This is a genomic window from Xanthobacter lutulentifluminis, assembly GCF_043194675.2.
Classification (GTDB): Bacteria; Pseudomonadota; Alphaproteobacteria; order Rhizobiales; family Xanthobacteraceae; genus Xanthobacter.
The window spans coordinates 2,298,953-2,313,482 of sequence record NZ_CM195525.1 but is presented as its reverse complement, the minus strand read 5'-3'; the positions used below and the strand labels follow the sequence as shown (position 1 = coordinate 2,313,482).

12 protein-coding genes and 1 other RNA gene are annotated in these 14,530 nt (G+C 71.9%); 6 read left to right on the top strand and 7 right to left on the bottom strand.

Features of this window, described 5'->3' with window-relative positions:
- Positions 1 to 3: 3 nt before the first annotated feature.
- Positions 4 to 315: a hypothetical protein gene (locus V5F49_RS10560; protein ID WP_394115840.1), complete on the bottom strand. Its 312-nt coding sequence runs from the start codon at positions 313 to 315 to the stop codon at positions 4 to 6.
- Positions 316 to 572: 257 nt separating this feature from the next.
- Here V5F49_RS10560 and V5F49_RS10555 point away from each other — a divergent pair, with 257 nt between their 5' ends.
- Positions 573 to 1,268, top strand: coding sequence for a thioesterase domain-containing protein (locus V5F49_RS10555; RefSeq protein ID WP_394115841.1), 696 nt, complete (start codon positions 573 to 575; stop codon positions 1,266 to 1,268).
- A gap of 419 nt (positions 1,269 to 1,687) precedes the next feature.
- Here the strand turns inward: V5F49_RS10555 and V5F49_RS10550 are convergent, their stop codons facing one another.
- The 4 genes from V5F49_RS10550 to ligA all read right to left on the bottom strand — a co-directional run bounded on the left by V5F49_RS10550 (position 1,688) and on the right by ligA (position 5,401).
- Complete coding sequence (locus tag V5F49_RS10550) at positions 1,688 to 1,993, bottom strand: branched-chain amino acid transport AzlD family protein (protein ID WP_394115842.1); 306 nt, start codon at positions 1,991 to 1,993, stop codon at positions 1,688 to 1,690.
- Positions 1,983 to 2,693: an AzlC family ABC transporter permease gene (locus V5F49_RS10545; RefSeq protein ID WP_394115843.1), complete on the bottom strand. Its 711-nt coding sequence runs from the start codon at positions 2,691 to 2,693 to the stop codon at positions 1,983 to 1,985. Before V5F49_RS10545 ends, V5F49_RS10550 begins: the two co-directional genes overlap by 11 nt.
- A 120-nt stretch (positions 2,694 to 2,813) precedes the next feature.
- Positions 2,814 to 3,195: RNase P RNA component class A (gene rnpB / locus V5F49_RS10540), an RNA gene on the bottom strand.
- 67 nt (positions 3,196 to 3,262) lie between these two features.
- The gene (gene ligA, locus V5F49_RS10535) at positions 3,263 to 5,401 is read right to left on the bottom strand and encodes an NAD-dependent DNA ligase LigA (protein WP_394115844.1); all 2,139 of its coding nucleotides are present in this window, start codon (positions 5,399 to 5,401) and stop codon (positions 3,263 to 3,265) included.
- A 138-nt stretch (positions 5,402 to 5,539) separates the two neighbouring features.
- On the opposite strand from ligA, the gene V5F49_RS10530 reads away from it, so the two are divergent.
- On the top strand, positions 5,540 to 7,546 hold the full coding sequence (locus tag V5F49_RS10530) for a c-type cytochrome (RefSeq protein WP_394115845.1): 2,007 nt from the start codon (positions 5,540 to 5,542) through the stop codon (positions 7,544 to 7,546).
- Positions 7,547 to 7,655: 109 nt separating this feature from the next.
- Here V5F49_RS10530 and V5F49_RS10525 read toward each other — a convergent pair whose 3' ends face one another.
- Together V5F49_RS10525 and V5F49_RS10520 are read right to left on the bottom strand one after the other, a co-directional pair.
- Positions 7,656 to 7,958 (bottom strand): hypothetical protein, encoded by a 303-nt coding sequence (locus V5F49_RS10525; protein WP_394115846.1) that lies wholly within the window; start codon positions 7,956 to 7,958, stop codon positions 7,656 to 7,658.
- Between the two features lie 178 nt (positions 7,959 to 8,136).
- Positions 8,137 to 8,874: an arylesterase gene (locus tag V5F49_RS10520; protein WP_394115847.1), complete on the bottom strand. Its 738-nt coding sequence runs from the start codon at positions 8,872 to 8,874 to the stop codon at positions 8,137 to 8,139.
- On the opposite strand from V5F49_RS10520, the gene V5F49_RS10515 reads away from it, so the two are divergent.
- The 4 genes from V5F49_RS10515 to V5F49_RS10500 all read left to right on the top strand — a co-directional run bounded on the left by V5F49_RS10515 (position 8,873) and on the right by V5F49_RS10500 (position 14,507).
- On the top strand, positions 8,873 to 9,598 hold the full coding sequence (locus tag V5F49_RS10515; RefSeq protein ID WP_394115848.1) for an ABC transporter ATP-binding protein: 726 nt from the start codon (positions 8,873 to 8,875) through the stop codon (positions 9,596 to 9,598). The genes V5F49_RS10520 and V5F49_RS10515 overlap by 2 nt on opposite strands.
- Positions 9,598 to 12,174 (top strand): ABC transporter permease, encoded by a 2,577-nt coding sequence (locus V5F49_RS10510; RefSeq protein ID WP_394115849.1) that lies wholly within the window; start codon positions 9,598 to 9,600, stop codon positions 12,172 to 12,174. Before V5F49_RS10515 ends, V5F49_RS10510 begins: the two co-directional genes overlap by 1 nt.
- Positions 12,175 to 12,303: 129 nt before the next feature.
- The gene (locus tag V5F49_RS10505; RefSeq protein ID WP_394115850.1) at positions 12,304 to 13,647 is read left to right on the top strand and encodes a DUF3422 family protein; all 1,344 of its coding nucleotides are present in this window, start codon (positions 12,304 to 12,306) and stop codon (positions 13,645 to 13,647) included.
- A gap of 29 nt (positions 13,648 to 13,676) precedes the next feature.
- On the top strand, positions 13,677 to 14,507 hold the full coding sequence (locus V5F49_RS10500) for an alpha/beta hydrolase (RefSeq protein ID WP_394115851.1): 831 nt from the start codon (positions 13,677 to 13,679) through the stop codon (positions 14,505 to 14,507).
- Positions 14,508 to 14,530 lie beyond the last annotated feature (23 nt).

The window sequence follows — 14,530 nt, the reverse complement described above, 5'->3', positions numbered from 1 at the left end:
GCCTTATCGGCCGAGGCCGCCGATCCACATGCCGACGGCGAGGCCCACCGCAAGGCTCAGCACCACCGCCGCGGCGAGGGTGAGGTAGCCGGCGAACACCATCCCCATGATCGCGCCGGACACCGCCGAGAGCGCCGCCACCACCAGCACTCCGCCGGGCGGGCGCGCATCGGGGGCCTGCGGCCTGCGCGGCCGTCCCGCCGTGTGGATGGCCTCCTCGTCCGTGTCGAGCTGCAGGTTGCAAAGCACCTGCGCACCGGATGCCAATGCGCTGGCCTTCCGCAACGGGATCGAGCCATGAAGAGGTGCGCTCACGTTCCACCCTCGCCTGCGACGTTATCTGCGTCCCTTGTCGACATTGTGCAACTTAAATGCGTGGCGGCGCGATGCAAGGTGCGGTGGTATCAAACTTCCGGAACGGCAATCAGACACGTCCGCGTGATGCAGGCAGGACACGGCCGCGGGAAAAAGCTGCGTGTCACCGCCGCGTCATGCGCTCCGGCGGCCACTCGCCAGTTGAAGGCATGGCCGTTTGGCGGCAGAACTCGCCTCATCATCAGGAACGGTGACTCATGAAGACTGGCCCGCGCTTCGTCCTGGCGCTGATCGCAGCGTTCGTCATGCTCTGTGCCGCCCTGCCGGCGTCAGCCCAGCAGTCCCGCGGCCATGTCTATCTGTTGCGCGGCCTCGCCAACGTGTTCTCGCTGGGCATGGACGACCTGGCCGCCAAGCTGAACGCGCGCGGCATCCCCGCCACGGTGCACGAATACGGCCAGTGGCAGCAGCTTGCCTCCGCCGCCTCGTCGGAGAGCCGGGCCAACGGCAACGCGCCGATCATCATCGTCGGCCATTCGCTCGGCGCCGATGCCGCGGTGGAGATGGCGCAGCGCCTCACCGCCCTCGGCACCCCGCCCAAGCTGGTGGTGACCTTCGACCCGGTGGGCGTCACCGAGATCGGCCCCTCGCTGGGCTATTTCGTGAACTACTACCAGTCCAACAACGGCTACGGTAAGCGCCTCGGCGGCGGCCCCGGCTTCCGCGGCAACCTGGTGAACCGCAACCTCAACGCCATCGGCAACATCGACCACTTCAACATCGAGAAGTCGCCCCGGCTGCACGACGAGGTGATCGCCCAGGTGCGCTCCATCACCGCGCCCAAGCCGAAGCCGAAGCCCAAGCCCGCGGAACCGGCGGCCCCGTCCTCCACCCCGGCCGCCGTGCCCGCGCCCGGCACCCAGGCCGCCGCCAGGCCCGGCCAGCCGGGCTGACGCCGGCACGGCGCTCCGGCCTCCTGCCTTCGGGCCGGCGGACGATGAGAGTGGTCGCGGGGCCGGTCCGACGGGGCTGGACGTAACTTGCCCGTCGCTGCCGGCGACGCATCGGCTCCCTGCCGCAGCAGGGCGCGAACGGTGGTTCGTCTCGCGTTGTTCTATGTCCCCGGAAGGATTGCCCGGCGCCGGCGCGCCCGCCCGGCCCTGGTCTGACGCGGGCGACGGCCCCACAGCCTCAATCTTCATCCGGACAAGTCGCCGCCGAGCGTGGCGCCGGCGCAGTTCCCCGGCACAGACCCACCGCCGGGCGTGGCCGGCGGTGCGGCAGCGAGGGGTCGCCCTGGTCCTTGCGGGCCGGCCTCCGGGCGTCCCGCCGGCCTCGGCCGGCGCCCCCCGGTGCCAAGCATCCCGGCGTCCTAGACCCCCAGCGCCCGCAGGCCGGCCGCCACCGCCATGGCGGCGACCACGGCGGCGAGATCGCTGCCGGTCAGCTTGGTGGCGACGAAGGCGGCCGCCAGACCCGCCAGCATGGCCTTGTCGCCATGGGCTGCGCCCGGCGCCAGCAGCGCCACCAGCACGGCGCCCGGAAGGCAATCGAGGATGCGCCGCACCCGCGGCGTCACCGGGATGAGCCGCATCGCCAGATAGCCCGCCGAGCGGTTGAAGGCGGTGGCCAGGGCCATCACCAGGATGGCGGCGAGGGTGCCGGGATCAACGTGCATCGTCGGTAAACCCGCCCGCGATGGCGCCGGCCATGGCGCCGATGACGATGAACCACCAGCCCGGCAGCACGAACGACACCGCCACCGAGACGGCGGCGGCGACCCCCCAGCCCACCGCCTCGCGCCGGCCCTTCCAGTTGGGCAGCAGCATGGCGACGAAGAAGGCCGGGACCACGAGATCTATGCCCACCGCCTTGGGGTCCGGAATGCCGCCGCCGATGGCATGGCCCGCCACCGTCGCGATCACCCAGATCACCCAGGTGATGAGGCCGGAGCCGACGAAATAGCCGGCATCGTTGCCGCCTTCCTGGTGGTAGCGCATGGCGCCGGCCCAGTTGTTGTCGGCCAGCAGCATCAGCGCCGGATAGACCTGCCACGCCGGCAACGGTGCCAGCCAGGGCCGCAGCGAGGCCGCCATCAGCACATGCCGCATGTTGACGGCGAGGGTGAGCAGGCCGAGCGCCAGCAGCGTCGCCGGGGTCCAGCGGTCGGTCCAGCCTTCCAGCGCCACCATCTGGGCGAGGCCGGCGAACACCAGGGCGCTGGAGAGGGTGGCCTCCGCCAGGGAGAAGCCCTTCTGCACGGAGGCGGCGCCGAACGCCATGCCGAAGGCGGCGATGCCCGGCATCAGCGGCAGCATGGAGCGGGCACCCGCGCGGGCGCCGTCGAGGGTGAGGGGAACGGGCGGGAGCTTGGTCATGGCGGGCGGGGCATATCCACGGCAGAACGCGGGACAATCCGCCTTATGCCGGTGACGCAGCGCCACGCCAACCCGTTTTCACGCATGGCGCGTGCGGATGATCCGCGCCCGACGCGGGAGAGCACCAGCCGGCCTGTAAGCCGGGTTCTGTACGGCGGGCTTGCGCCCGCGCGGCGGCCATTCCTCTGGGACGCCGGTTGCCCGGCGCCTCTAGCAGTCAACCCGGACGGCGCCCCGTAGACAGGGGTGGTTGCCCGTGCCGTCCCTATTCGACTTTGCTCCCGGTGGGGTTTGCCGTGCCGCTCCCGTTGCCGGTCGCGCGGTGGGCTCTTACCCCACCGTTTCACCCTGGCCCGCGCGGGCCCGGAGGCGGTGCGCGGGTGGTCTGATTTCTGTGGCACTTTCCCTAGGGTCGCCCCCGCCGGACGTTATCCGGCACCGTGTCTGCGTGGAGCCCGGACTTTCCTCGACACCGAAATGCCGCGGCCGCCCGGCCGGCTGGTGCGGGAGGAATGGGGGTTTCCCGCCGGGGCGTCAAGGGGCGCGACCCGATGGGGCGGCGCCGGGGATCACCCCACCAGCTCGAACCACTCGTCCTCGATGATGACCTTCACGCCCAGCGCCTGCGCCTTCTCCAGCTTCGAGCCGGCGCCCGGGCCGGCCACCACCAGGTCGGTCTTGGCCGAGACCGAGCCCGCCACCTTCGCCCCCAGCCGCTCGGCCATGGCTTTCGCCTCGTCGCGGGTCATCTTCTCCAGCGATCCGGTGAAGACGACGGTCTTGCCGGCGACGGGGCTCTCGGCGGCCACCTGCTCCATGGGCGCGGGCGCGACCTCGGCGAGCAGGGCCGCGACCACCTCGCGGTTGCGCGGCTCGTGAAAGAATTCGATCACCGCCTCGGCCACCACGTCGCCGATGCCGTCGATGGCGAGCATCTCCTGCCAGGCTTCGTTGCCCTTGGGGTGCGCTTCGCCGGGAATGGCGGCGGCGAGCGCGCCGGCCTCCAGCGCCTCGACGGTGCCATAGTGGCGCATGAGGCGCTTGGCGTTGGTCTCGCCCACGTGGCGGATGCCCAGCGCGAAGACGAAGCGGTCCACCGCCACCGTGCGGCGGGACTCTATGGCCGCGAACAGGTTGGCGGCGGAGGTCTTGCCCCAGCCGTCCCGGTTCTCCAGCCGCTGGAGCGAGCGGGCGTTGCGCGCCTCCAGGGTGAAGATGTCGGCGGGGGAGGCGATCAGCCCCCAGTCGTAGAAGGCCCGCACCTGCTTCTCGCCGAGGCCCTCGATGTCGAAGGCGTTGCGCGACACGAAATGGCGCAGCCGCTCCACCATCTGCGCCGGGCAGATGAGGCCGCCGGTGCAGCGGCGCACCGCATCCACCTTGCCGGACTTGGTATCCACCTCGCGCACGGCGTGCGATCCGCAGGCCGGGCACAGGTGGGGGAATTCATACGGCTTCGCATCCGCCGGCCGCTTCTCGGGAATGACGCGCACCACCTGCGGGATCACGTCGCCGGCGCGCTGCACCACCACGGTGTCGCCGACGCGGATGTCCTTGCGGGCGATCTCGTCCTCGTTGTGCAGGGTGGCGTTGGCCACCACCACGCCGCCCACGGTGACAGGGGTGAGCTTGGCCACCGGGGTGAGGGCGCCGGTGCGGCCCACCTGGATGTCGATGGCTTCCAGCACGGTGGTGGCCTGCTCGGCCGGGAACTTGTGGGCGATGGCCCAGCGCGGCGAGCGCGAGACGAAGCCGAGGCGGCGCTGCAGGTCGAGCCGGTCCACCTTGTAGACGACGCCGTCGATGTCATAGGGCAGGCTCGCCCGCTGCGCCTCGATGGAGCGGTAATGGGCGATCAACTCGGCGGCGCTCATGGCCCGCACCATCAGCGGGTTGGTGGCAAAGCCCCAGCGGGCGAACGCCTCCACCATGCCGAACTGGGTCTCGGCCGGCAGGGTGCTCGCCTCGCCCCAGGCATAGGCGAAGAATTTCAGCGGCCGGGATGCGGTGATGGCCGGGTCCAGCTGGCGCAGGGAGCCGGCGGCGGCGTTGCGGGGATTGGCGAAGATCTTGTCGTCCGCCTCCGCCTGCCGCGCGTTCAGCGCCGCGAAATCGGCCTTGGCCATGTAGATCTCGCCCCGCACGTCGATGATGTCCGGCACGTCGGGGCCGGCGAGGCGCTCCGGGATCTCGGCGATCGTGCGCACGTTGGCGGTGACGTCCTCGCCCTCGGATCCATCGCCGCGGGTGGCGGCCACCTCGAGCCGGCCGCGCACGTAGCGCAGCGAGCAGGACAGGCCATCGATCTTCGGCTCGGAGGTGAAGACGACTTCTTCCTCCGCCCCGAGGCCGAGGAAGCGCTTCACCCGCGCCACGAACTCCTCCACCTCGTCGTCGGCGAAGGCGTTGGAGAGCGACAGCATGGGCACGCCGTGCACCACCTTGCCGAACTTCTCGGACGGCGCCGTGCCCACCTTCTCGCTCAGGCTGTCCTCGCCCCTCAGGCCCGGGAAGCGCGCCTCGATGGCCTCGTAGCGCCGGCGCAGGGCGTCATACTCCGCGTCCGAGACGACGGGCGCGTCCTCCCGGTAATAGGCGGCGTCATGGCCTGCGATCTCGGCGGCGAGGGCGGCGTGCTCGCTCGCGGCCTCGGCGGGGGAGAGGTCGTCCACCTTCAGGGTGCGGAACGGCTGTGCGGCAGCGGTCATGGGAGGGCCCCTCGGAACGCCCCCGCCGGGCGTCGGCGGCTCCGGCTTATCGCGGGGCTGGCGTACGGATCAATGTCTCCTGTTTGAAAAATGTCTAAGCTAGAGCAACACAGCAGAATCAATTTGCAGGGGGGTTGCATGGTGAGGGTGTCGCGCAAATCCCGCGGGCTGGCGGCTGTGGCCGCGGCCGGCTTCCTCTCGGTCGCGGCGCCGGCGATGGCGCAGCAGCAGGCTGACCCCGCCCTCGTGGCGCGGGGCGAGTACATCGCCAAGGCGGCGGACTGCATGCCCTGCCATACGGGCGACAAGTCGAAGCCCTTCGCCGGCGGCCTCGCGCTGAACACGCCGTTCGGCGCGATCTATTCACCCAACATCACCTCGGACCGCTCCACCGGCATCGGCCTGTGGACCTACGACCAGTTCGTGAACGCGGTGCGCAACGGCATCCGCAAGGACGGCGCCTACCTCTACCCGGCCATGCCGTTCGACGCCTACACCGAGATTTCCGACGACGACATGAAGGCGCTGTGGGCCTATGTGCGGTCCATCCCGCCCATCCCCAACACGCCGCCGGCCAACGCGCTGGAATTCCCCTTCAACATCCGCCTCGGCATGCTGGCCTGGCGCGAGCTGTTCTTCGATCCGGGCCGCTTCCAGCCCACCGCCGGCAAGAGCGAGGCGTGGAACCGCGGCGCCTACCTCGTCAACGCGCTCGGCCATTGCGGCGATTGCCACACCCCGCGCAACGTGATGGGCGCCACCAAGGCCAAGGCGCATTTCCTCGGCGCCGACGTGGACGGCTTCTGGGCCCCGGACATCGCTTCCGCCGCGCTGGTGAAGAACGGCTGGACGCCCGACACCCTCACCACCTTCTTCAAGACCGGCTCGGTGCCGGGCAAGACCTCCGCCTTCGGCCCGATGGCCGAGGTGGTGCACGATTCCCTCGGCTTCCTCACCGACGCGGACCGCGCCGCCCTCGTCACCTATCTGTTCGATGCCCCGCCGCCGAAGGACGTGCCCGCGCCGCAGGCCGCCTCGCCGCTGGCGCCCGAGGTCTACACCCGCGCCGCCGGGCTCTACGTGGACAATTGCGCCGTCTGCCACATGGACAAGGGCGCCGGCCGCGGCGACACCGTGCCCGCCCTCGTCGGCAATCCGGCCGTGGTGGCGGCCGAGCCCTACAATGTGGTGATGGCCGTGCTCGGCGGCCTGCCGCCGGGTGGCACCTATGGCGCCATGCCCTCCTTCGCCGGCCGCCTCAGCGACCAGCAGGTGGCGGACATCGCCAATTACGTGCGCACCTCCTGGGGCAACAGCGCGGCGCCGAACGTCACCGCCTCCATGGTGGCGGCGTGGCGTTCCACCGCGCCGGCGCCGGACTACGGCACCCAGGCCGCCTCCGCCTTCTCCTGCCCGGACGTGGGCGGCGCGCCCGGCTCCGACGGGCCGGACCCGAAGGCGGTGGCCGCGCTCTCTGCCATGATGGCGGGGGGCCAGCGCTCCATTCCCATGATGGTGGACGCCTACAACGCCGCCTCGGGCAACGCCGCCACCGGCACGGTGGTCGACGCGCTGACCGCCGCCTATTGCCCGGTGGTGGCCAAGAGCAACGCCCCCGACTGGCAGAAGACCGCCGAGCTGCGCCGCTTCACCCTGCAGGCGGCGCTGGAGGTGTCGCGCCGCACGGTGAGCGGCCCGGTGGACAGCCAGTCCATCGCCTGGGCGCTGCCGGTGGGCAACGGGCTGGTGCTGAAGGAGCCGCGCGAGCTCACCGCCGCGCTGGCCTGTCCGGCGGACGACGGCAAGGCGGTGCCGGCCGATCTCTCGGCGGCCGCCACCAAGCTCCTCGCCGGCCAGACCGGAACCCTCGGCGGCGACGCGGCGGCGACCCTCGCCACCACGCTCTACCAGCAGAACCCGAAGGCCCGCGCCTCGGACGTGGCCAATGCGCTGATCGCCGCCTATTGCCGGGTCGTGGCCCTGCAGCGCACCACCGTCGCCGCGCAGAACGCGACGCTGAACGGCTTCGCCGGCCAGGTGGTGCAGACGCTGCAGCTGCTGCCGCCGCGCAAGATCGTGGTGGAGGCCCCGGCGAAGCCGACCGCCCCCGCTCCGGCCGCGCCGGCGCCGCAGAAGAAGAAGTGACGCGCGGCCCTGCCGACGTGCCGGCAGGGTTTCGTTAACCCTGTTTCACATGAAACAGCCGCCCCGGGGTGCCGGGGCGGCTGTTGTCATTTCAGGGGGGGCGAACGGATCAGTCGTGTTTCTGCAGGCCGTTGTGGACCTCGAACACCACCTTGCCCTCGCGCCAGGCGAACGGCGCCTCGGGGTTCTGCACGCGGATCTCGCTCTGGGGGATCAGCTGGTCGCAGAGCATCACCAGGATGTCCTCGATGGGGGCGCTGGTGTCGTTCTCTTCCGTCATCCGGTCGATGGAAATCTCCGCGCCCTCCACGCCTTCGTCCTCCATATGGACGATGAAGATCTCTTCGTGGCCGTGGATGCCGTGGGCGGTGACGCGGAACGTCTCTCCCTTGTATTCAAATTCGCGAACCATTTTCGTTCTCACATGCGATCAATGAAAGCCGATACGCAGACGCAACACGAACGCGGACACTGAAATGCCGATGCGGGGGTCGGCCCCGCTGAAAAGTGGCGGAATTTAGATTCCTGGCTACGTATTGGTCAAGCGCCCGCAGGTGGGCGGGGCGGGGATTAAAAATGCGTCAGAGCGCTCAATTCGGCTTCGCCTGCGCCTTTCCCGCTGCGGACGATCGTGCTTCCGCCACTAGCGCTTCCGCCTTGGGCAGGATGCCGGTGACGATCCGCGCCACGCCCTGCGGGTTGGGATGCAGCCCGTCCGACTGGATCAGCGACGGTTCGCCCGCCACCCCGTCGAGAAAGAAGGGATAGAGCAGCACGCCCTCGGCGGTCGCGAGCTCCGGGAAGATGCGGTCGTAGGCCTCCTGATAGGGCCTGCCGAGATTGGGCGCGGCACGCATGCCGGCCAGCAGCACGGCGATGCCCCGCTGCTTCAGACGCTGGACGATGCCGGTGAGGGCGGCGCGCGTGGTGGCGGGGTCGAGCCCGCGCAGCATGTCGTTGGCGCCCAGCTCGACGATCACCGCGTCGGTGCCGTCGGGGATGGACCAGTCGAGCCGGGCAAGCCCCTGCGGCGCGGTCTCGCCGGAGACGCCGGCATTCTCGACTCGCACGTCGTGCCCCTTCGCCCGCAGCGCCGCTTCCAGCCGCGTGGGGAACGCATCGGCCTGCGGCACGCCATAGCCGGCGGTCAGGCTGTCGCCGAACGCGACGATGCGCACCGGCTCCGCCAGCGCCGCTGACGCGAACGTGAACAGCGCCAGCGCCGCCGTCAGCCCCGCCAGCGCCTTAAATGCCGGGTCCCATGGTTTGCGCCGCCGGCTGGTGGCATCGGTTCTTCCCGCTCTCGCACGCACGGCCTTCTCACGCATGGATGATCGTTCCTCCCGGCTTTCCGGCATCTCGCTCTCGCACGTGGACCTCTCGCTCGGCGCGGGACCGGCCCGTGTCCATGTCCTGAAGGACATCTCTGTCGAGATCGGGGCGGGAGAGGCGGTCGGCCTCGTGGGGCCGTCCGGCTCGGGCAAGTCGACGCTGCTGATGGTGATGGCGGGCCTCGAGCGGGTGGATCGCGGCGCCGTGCGCGTCGCCGGCACCGATCTCGCCGGCCTCGGCGAGGATGCGCTCGCGCGCTTCCGCGGCTTGCACATCGGCATCGTGTTCCAGTCCTTCCACCTCATCCCCACCATGACCGCGCTGGAGAACGTGGCGGTGCCGCTGGAGCTCGCCGGCCGCGCCGACGCCTTCGCCCGCGCCGCGCAGGAGCTCACGGCGGTGGGCCTCGCCGAGCGTGCGCACCATTATCCCGCCCAGCTCTCCGGCGGCGAGCAGCAGCGCGTGGCGCTCGCCCGCGCGCTGGCGCCGGAGCCGCCGATCCTGGTGGCCGACGAGCCCACCGGCAATCTCGACACCGCCACCGGGCGGCACATCATGGACCTTATCTTCGCCGTGCACCGCGCGCGCGGCACCACATTGGTGCTGGTGACGCACGATCCCGAGCTCGCCCGGCGCTGCGACCGGGTGGTGCGGCTCGGCTCCGGCCGGATCGCGCCGGAAGAGGCCGCCCGTCCCCGCGTCGATGCGCCGGTGGCGTGATGACGCTTGCCTCCATCACCTCCACCCCCGCCGTGTCCCGTCGCCCGCGCGGCCCGCGGGCGCTGCGCTTTGCCCTGCGCGAGTTGCGCGGCGCGCGGCGCGGCTTCGGCGTGTTCCTCGCCTGCCTGGTGCTGGGCGTCATGGCCATCGCCGGCATCGGCTCGTTCGCCGGCGCGCTGACGCAGGGGCTGGAGCGCGAGGGCCGGTCCATCCTCGGCGGCGATGCCGCCTTCACGCTGGTGCAGCGGCAGGCGACGCCCGACGAGCGGGCGGATCTTTCCGCGCGCGGCACGCTCGGCACCGTCGCGCTCCTGCGCGCCATGGCCCGCACGCAGGGCGGCGAGGCGGCGCTGGCCGAGGTGAAGGCGGTGGACGGCACCTGGCCGCTGGCCGGCGCCGTCACCTTCTCCCCGCCCTTGCCGGTGGCCGGGGCGCTGGGTCTGAAGGATGGCGTCTACGGCGCCGCCGCCGATCCGGTGCTGCTCGGCCGGCTGGGGCTGAAGGTGGGCGACCGCCTGCTGCTCGGCGACGCGACGCTGGAGGTGCGCGCGGTGCTGGAGAGCGAGCCGGATCGCCTGTCGTCCGGCGTCGGCCTCGGCGCGCGGCTGCTCGTCTCGGCCGATGCGCTGGCCTCGACCGCCCTGATCCAGCCGGGCAGCCTCGTGCGCTGGAGCTATCGCCTGCGCCTTGCCGACGAGAGCCCGGCGGCGCTCGCTGCCGTCATGGCCGCGCTGCGCGGTCCGTTCGGGGAGGCCGGCTTCGAGGTGCGGACCCGCGACGGGGCAACCCCGCAGATCGCCCGCAACGTGACCCGCATCAGCCAGTTCCTGACGCTGGTGGCGCTCACCGCGCTGCTGGTGGGCGGGGTGGGTGTCGCCAATGCGGTGTCCGGCCATCTCGCCGGCAAGCGCGAGGTGATCGCCACCCTCAAGGCGGTGGGGGCGACGCGGCGCGACATCTTCCTGATCTACGGCATCGAGATCGGCCTGATCGCCCTTCTCGGCATCGCCATCGGCCTCGCGCTGGGGGCGGTGCTGCCGTTCGTGGCCGCCGCCGCCATCGGCGCGCTGGTGCCGTTCCCGCTGGAGCCGCGCATCGACGCCATGGCGCTGGCGCTCGCCGCCCTTTATGGCGCGCTGGTCGCCGCCCTGTTCTGCCTCGTGCCGCTGGCGCGTGCGCAGGCGGCCCGTGTCTCCGCCCTGTTCCGGGACGGCATCGGCGAGCCGACCGCGCGCGCCGGGGCCGGAGTGATGGCGGCGGTGGGCGTCACCGGCCTCGCGCTCGCCGGGCTGGCGCTCGCCACCTCGGATGATCGCCGCGCCGCCGGCATCTTCCTCGTGGCCGCTGCCGGCGCCTTCGTGCTGTTGCGCGGGGTGGCGGCCGGGCTGATGGTCCTCGCCCGCCGTGCGCCGCGCCCGCGCAACGCCATGGTGCGGCTCGCCCTCGGCAACATCCACCGGCCCGGCGCGCTCACGCCGTCCGTGGTGCTGTCGCTCGGGCTCGGGCTGACGCTGATGGTGGCCATTGCCCTCATCGACACGAGCCTGAACCGCGAGCTTGCCGGCCCCATGCGGCAGGAGGCGCCCAGCTTCTTCTTCGTGGACGTGCCGAGCGGCGAGGAGGCAGCCTTCCGCGCTTTCCTCGCCGAGACCGCGCCCGGCTCGGCGGTGAAGGCCGTGCCCATGCTGCGCGGGCGCATCACCGCGGTGAAGGGGGTGCCGGCCGAGCAGGTGAAGCCGCGCGCCGATGCTGCATGGGTGCTGCAGAGCGACCGCGGCATCTCCTCTTCCGCCGCCGTGCCGGAAGGATCGCGCGTGGTGGCCGGCCAGTGGTGGACCGGCGCGGAGCGCGAGCCGCTGGTCTCGTTCGACGCGGAGATGGCCTCCGGCCTCGGCATCGGGGTGGGCGACACGGTGACGGTGAGCGTGCTCGGGCGCAGCATCACCGCCCGCGTCGCCAACCTGCGCGAGGTGAAGTGGGAGCGGCTCGGCATCAATTTCGTCATGGTGTTCTCGCCCGCGACCTTCGCCGGCGCGCCCCACACCGTGCTCGCCACCCTCGCCTTCCCGGATGGCGGCGACACGGCGCGGGAAGTCGCCTTGCTGAAGGCCGCCGCCGCCCGCTTCCCGGCGGTGACCACCGTGCGGGTCAAGGAGACGCTGGAGGAGGCTCAGCGGATGCTGGACAATCTCTCCCTCGGCATCCGCGCGGCCAGCCTCGTCACCCTCCTCACCTCGGTGCTGGTGCTGGCGGGGGCGTTGGCGGCGGGGCGCGAGGGGCGGATCTATGATGCCGTCATCCTGAAGACGCTCGGGGCGACGCGGGCCCGGCTCGCCCTCGCCTACGGCCTCGAATATGCCGGCCTCGGCCTCGCCACCGCCGTGTTCGCCGTCGCCGCCGGCAGCCTCGCCGCCTATGTGGTGGTGGTGGAGGTGATGGAGATCGCCTTCACCTTCTCGCCGCTCGCCTGCCTTGCGGCCACCGGCGGTGCCCTCGTCATCACGGTGGGGATCGGCCTCGCCGGCACGCTCCGGGCGCTTTCCGCCCCGCCGGCACGGGTGCTGCGCCACCTCTGAGGCGTCCCAGCGCGGCGCCCCGGTCCTTTCGCCGCGCCCGCCCGTGCGCTCCGGCGGCGAACTGCGCCTTGATCGCGCGGGCGCGGCGTGCAAGCACGGAAAAAAGACACGGGCGAGGAGACCAGCGCGATGGACAAGGGCGGGGCCGATCTCGTCATCGGCGACGGGCGGGCGCTGGAGGCCCATCCCCTGCGCGCGGCAGTGCTCCGCGAGCTGCACGCCCGGCCGTTCGCGCCGGCCGAGGCGCCGCGCCGGATGCTCCATGCCGCCTTCCTGCAGGATGCGGCCGGCGCCCAGGCCGACCGCGCCGCCGTGGCCCGCCTGTGCACCGCGCGCGGCCTGCCGGGCCCTGCGCCGGGCGCCAAATACCACCATGTCTCCTTTGGCGGCGCCGACCTGCGCTGGGAGAGCCACGCCGAGTTCTGCACCTATACGTGGGACCTGCCCTCGCCCGGCATCCAGCCCGGCGGCATGCCGTTCCAGCCGCCGGCGGCGACGCTGGCGAGCCCGTTCGGCGAGGTGCCCCAGCCCGGCCCCCTCCTGGTGGCGGTGGACCTGCACCTCGTGCCCGACACGGCGGAGGACCTGTTCCTGGAGCAGGTGTTCGACCGCTCCAGCCTCGCCCGCGCCGACGTGAACGACGGTTTCGCCGAGATCGCCACCGACTTCATGGCCGATCCCTCCGGCTTCGTGCGCATCCTGGTGCGCAACCGGGGGTTGGGCGCCGATGCCGCCGGCGCGCTGGTGCAGCGCCTGCTGGAGATCGAGACCTATCGCACCTTGGCCCTGCTCGGCCTGCCGGAGGCGCAGCGCCTGTCGCCGGAGATCGCGCGGATCGAGGCGCGCCTCGCCGTCGCCGCGGGCGAGATGACCTGCGCCGAAGGTCTCTCCGACAACAACAAGCTTCTCGACGAGCTGGTGGCGCTGGCGGCCGAGCTGGAGGCGGGGGCGGCGGGGTCGCTGTTCCGCTTCGGCGCCAGCCGCGCCTACATGGAGATCGTGCGGCTGCGGCTCGCCACCATCCGCGAGGTGGCGGTGCCGGGCTTTCCCACCTGGCAGCAGTTCCTCGACCGCCGCATGGCGCCGGCCATGCGCACCTGCTTCGCGGTGGAGGAGCGGCAGGACAAGATCGCCCAGAAGCTCGCCAACACCGCCGATCTGCTGCGCACCCGCGTGGACGTGGAGCTGGAGCAGCAGAACCGCGACCTGCTCACCTCCATGAACGAGCGCACCCGCCTGCAGCTGCGCCTGCAGCGCACGGTGGAAGGGCTCTCGGTGGCAGCCATCTCCTATTACGTCGTCAGCCTGGTGCACCACCTCGCCGAAGGCATCCACGAGAGCGGGCTCGACGTGAAGACGCTGGGCATCCACCTCGACGTGGGGCTGGTGACGGCGGCGGCGGTGCCTCTGGCCATCTTCGGGGTATGGTCGGTGGTGCGGCGCATTCGCAGCGCCCACGGCGATTCGGACTGAGGACTGTTCGGGCAAAGGGTCAGGCCGCCATGGATCTCGACGTCGAATACGACAATCGCGCCCGGGTGCCGGAGCACCCGGCCATCTTCGAGCGGTGGCAGGCGGCCTCGGCGGCGCTGCGCGGCACGGCGGAGGCGGCCGATCTCGGCGTGCCCTATGGCCCCGGCCCACGCCAGATCCTCGACATCGTCTGGCCCGAGACCGACCGGCGCGCGCCCGTCGTGCTGTTCCTGCACGGCGGCTACTGGCGTTCCCTGCACCCGCGCGACCACACCTTCGCGGCCCGCGGCTGCCTCGCCCACGGGGTCGCCATGGCGTTCGCCGGATATGATCTCGCGCCGCTGGTCACCATCGGCACCATCATGGCGCAGGCGCGGGCGGCGGCGGTCACGCTGTACCGGCTGGTGGGGCGGCCGATCGTGGTGTGCGGCCACTCGGCGGGCGGGCACCTCGCCGCCGTGCTCACCGCCACCGACTGGCGCGCCCTGGACGTGGACACGCCCGCCGAGGCCATCGCCGGCGGCCTCGGCATCTCCGGCGTCTACGACCTTGCGCCGCTGCGCCAGACCCGGCTGAACGAGACCCTCAAGCTCGGCGCGGACGAGGCGCGGGACTGGTCGCCGGCCCTGTGGCGCGTGCCGGCCGGGCGCAGCTTCGACGCCTTCGTCGGCGGCGCGGAAAGCAGCGAGTTCCTGCGCCAGTCGCGCGATCTCACCGCCGCCTGGAGCGCGGCCGGCGTCGCGGCCCGCTGCGTCGAGGTGGAGGGCGCGAACCACTTCACGGTGGTGGATGCCCTTGCCGATCCCCGGTCCCCCATGGTGCTGCGCCTCGTGGAGCTGGCGCGCGCCGCACTGCGCTGAGACGGCGGGCGCCCGCCCGTCGC

Coding starts and splice junctions, on each gene's coding strand:
- V5F49_RS10515 (WP_394115848.1), top strand. CDS start 8,873: ATGGATGATCGTTCCTCCCGGCTTTCCGGCATCTCGCTCTCGCACGTG.
- V5F49_RS10505 (WP_394115850.1), top strand. CDS start 12,304: ATGGACAAGGGCGGGGCCGATCTCGTCATCGGCGACGGGCGGGCGCTG.
- V5F49_RS10545 (WP_394115843.1), bottom strand. CDS start 2,693: ATGACCAAGCTCCCGCCCGTTCCCCTCACCCTCGACGGCGCCCGCGCG.
- V5F49_RS10530 (WP_394115845.1), top strand. CDS start 5,540: ATGGTGAGGGTGTCGCGCAAATCCCGCGGGCTGGCGGCTGTGGCCGCG.
- V5F49_RS10510 (WP_394115849.1), top strand. CDS start 9,598: ATGACGCTTGCCTCCATCACCTCCACCCCCGCCGTGTCCCGTCGCCCG.
- V5F49_RS10550 (WP_394115842.1), bottom strand. CDS start 1,993: ATGCACGTTGATCCCGGCACCCTCGCCGCCATCCTGGTGATGGCCCTG.
- V5F49_RS10555 (WP_394115841.1), top strand. CDS start 573: ATGAAGACTGGCCCGCGCTTCGTCCTGGCGCTGATCGCAGCGTTCGTC.
- ligA (WP_394115844.1), bottom strand. CDS start 5,401: ATGACCGCTGCCGCACAGCCGTTCCGCACCCTGAAGGTGGACGACCTC.
- V5F49_RS10525 (WP_394115846.1), bottom strand. CDS start 7,958: ATGGTTCGCGAATTTGAATACAAGGGAGAGACGTTCCGCGTCACCGCC.
- V5F49_RS10500 (WP_394115851.1), top strand. CDS start 13,677: ATGGATCTCGACGTCGAATACGACAATCGCGCCCGGGTGCCGGAGCAC.
- V5F49_RS10520 (WP_394115847.1), bottom strand. CDS start 8,874: ATGCGTGAGAAGGCCGTGCGTGCGAGAGCGGGAAGAACCGATGCCACC.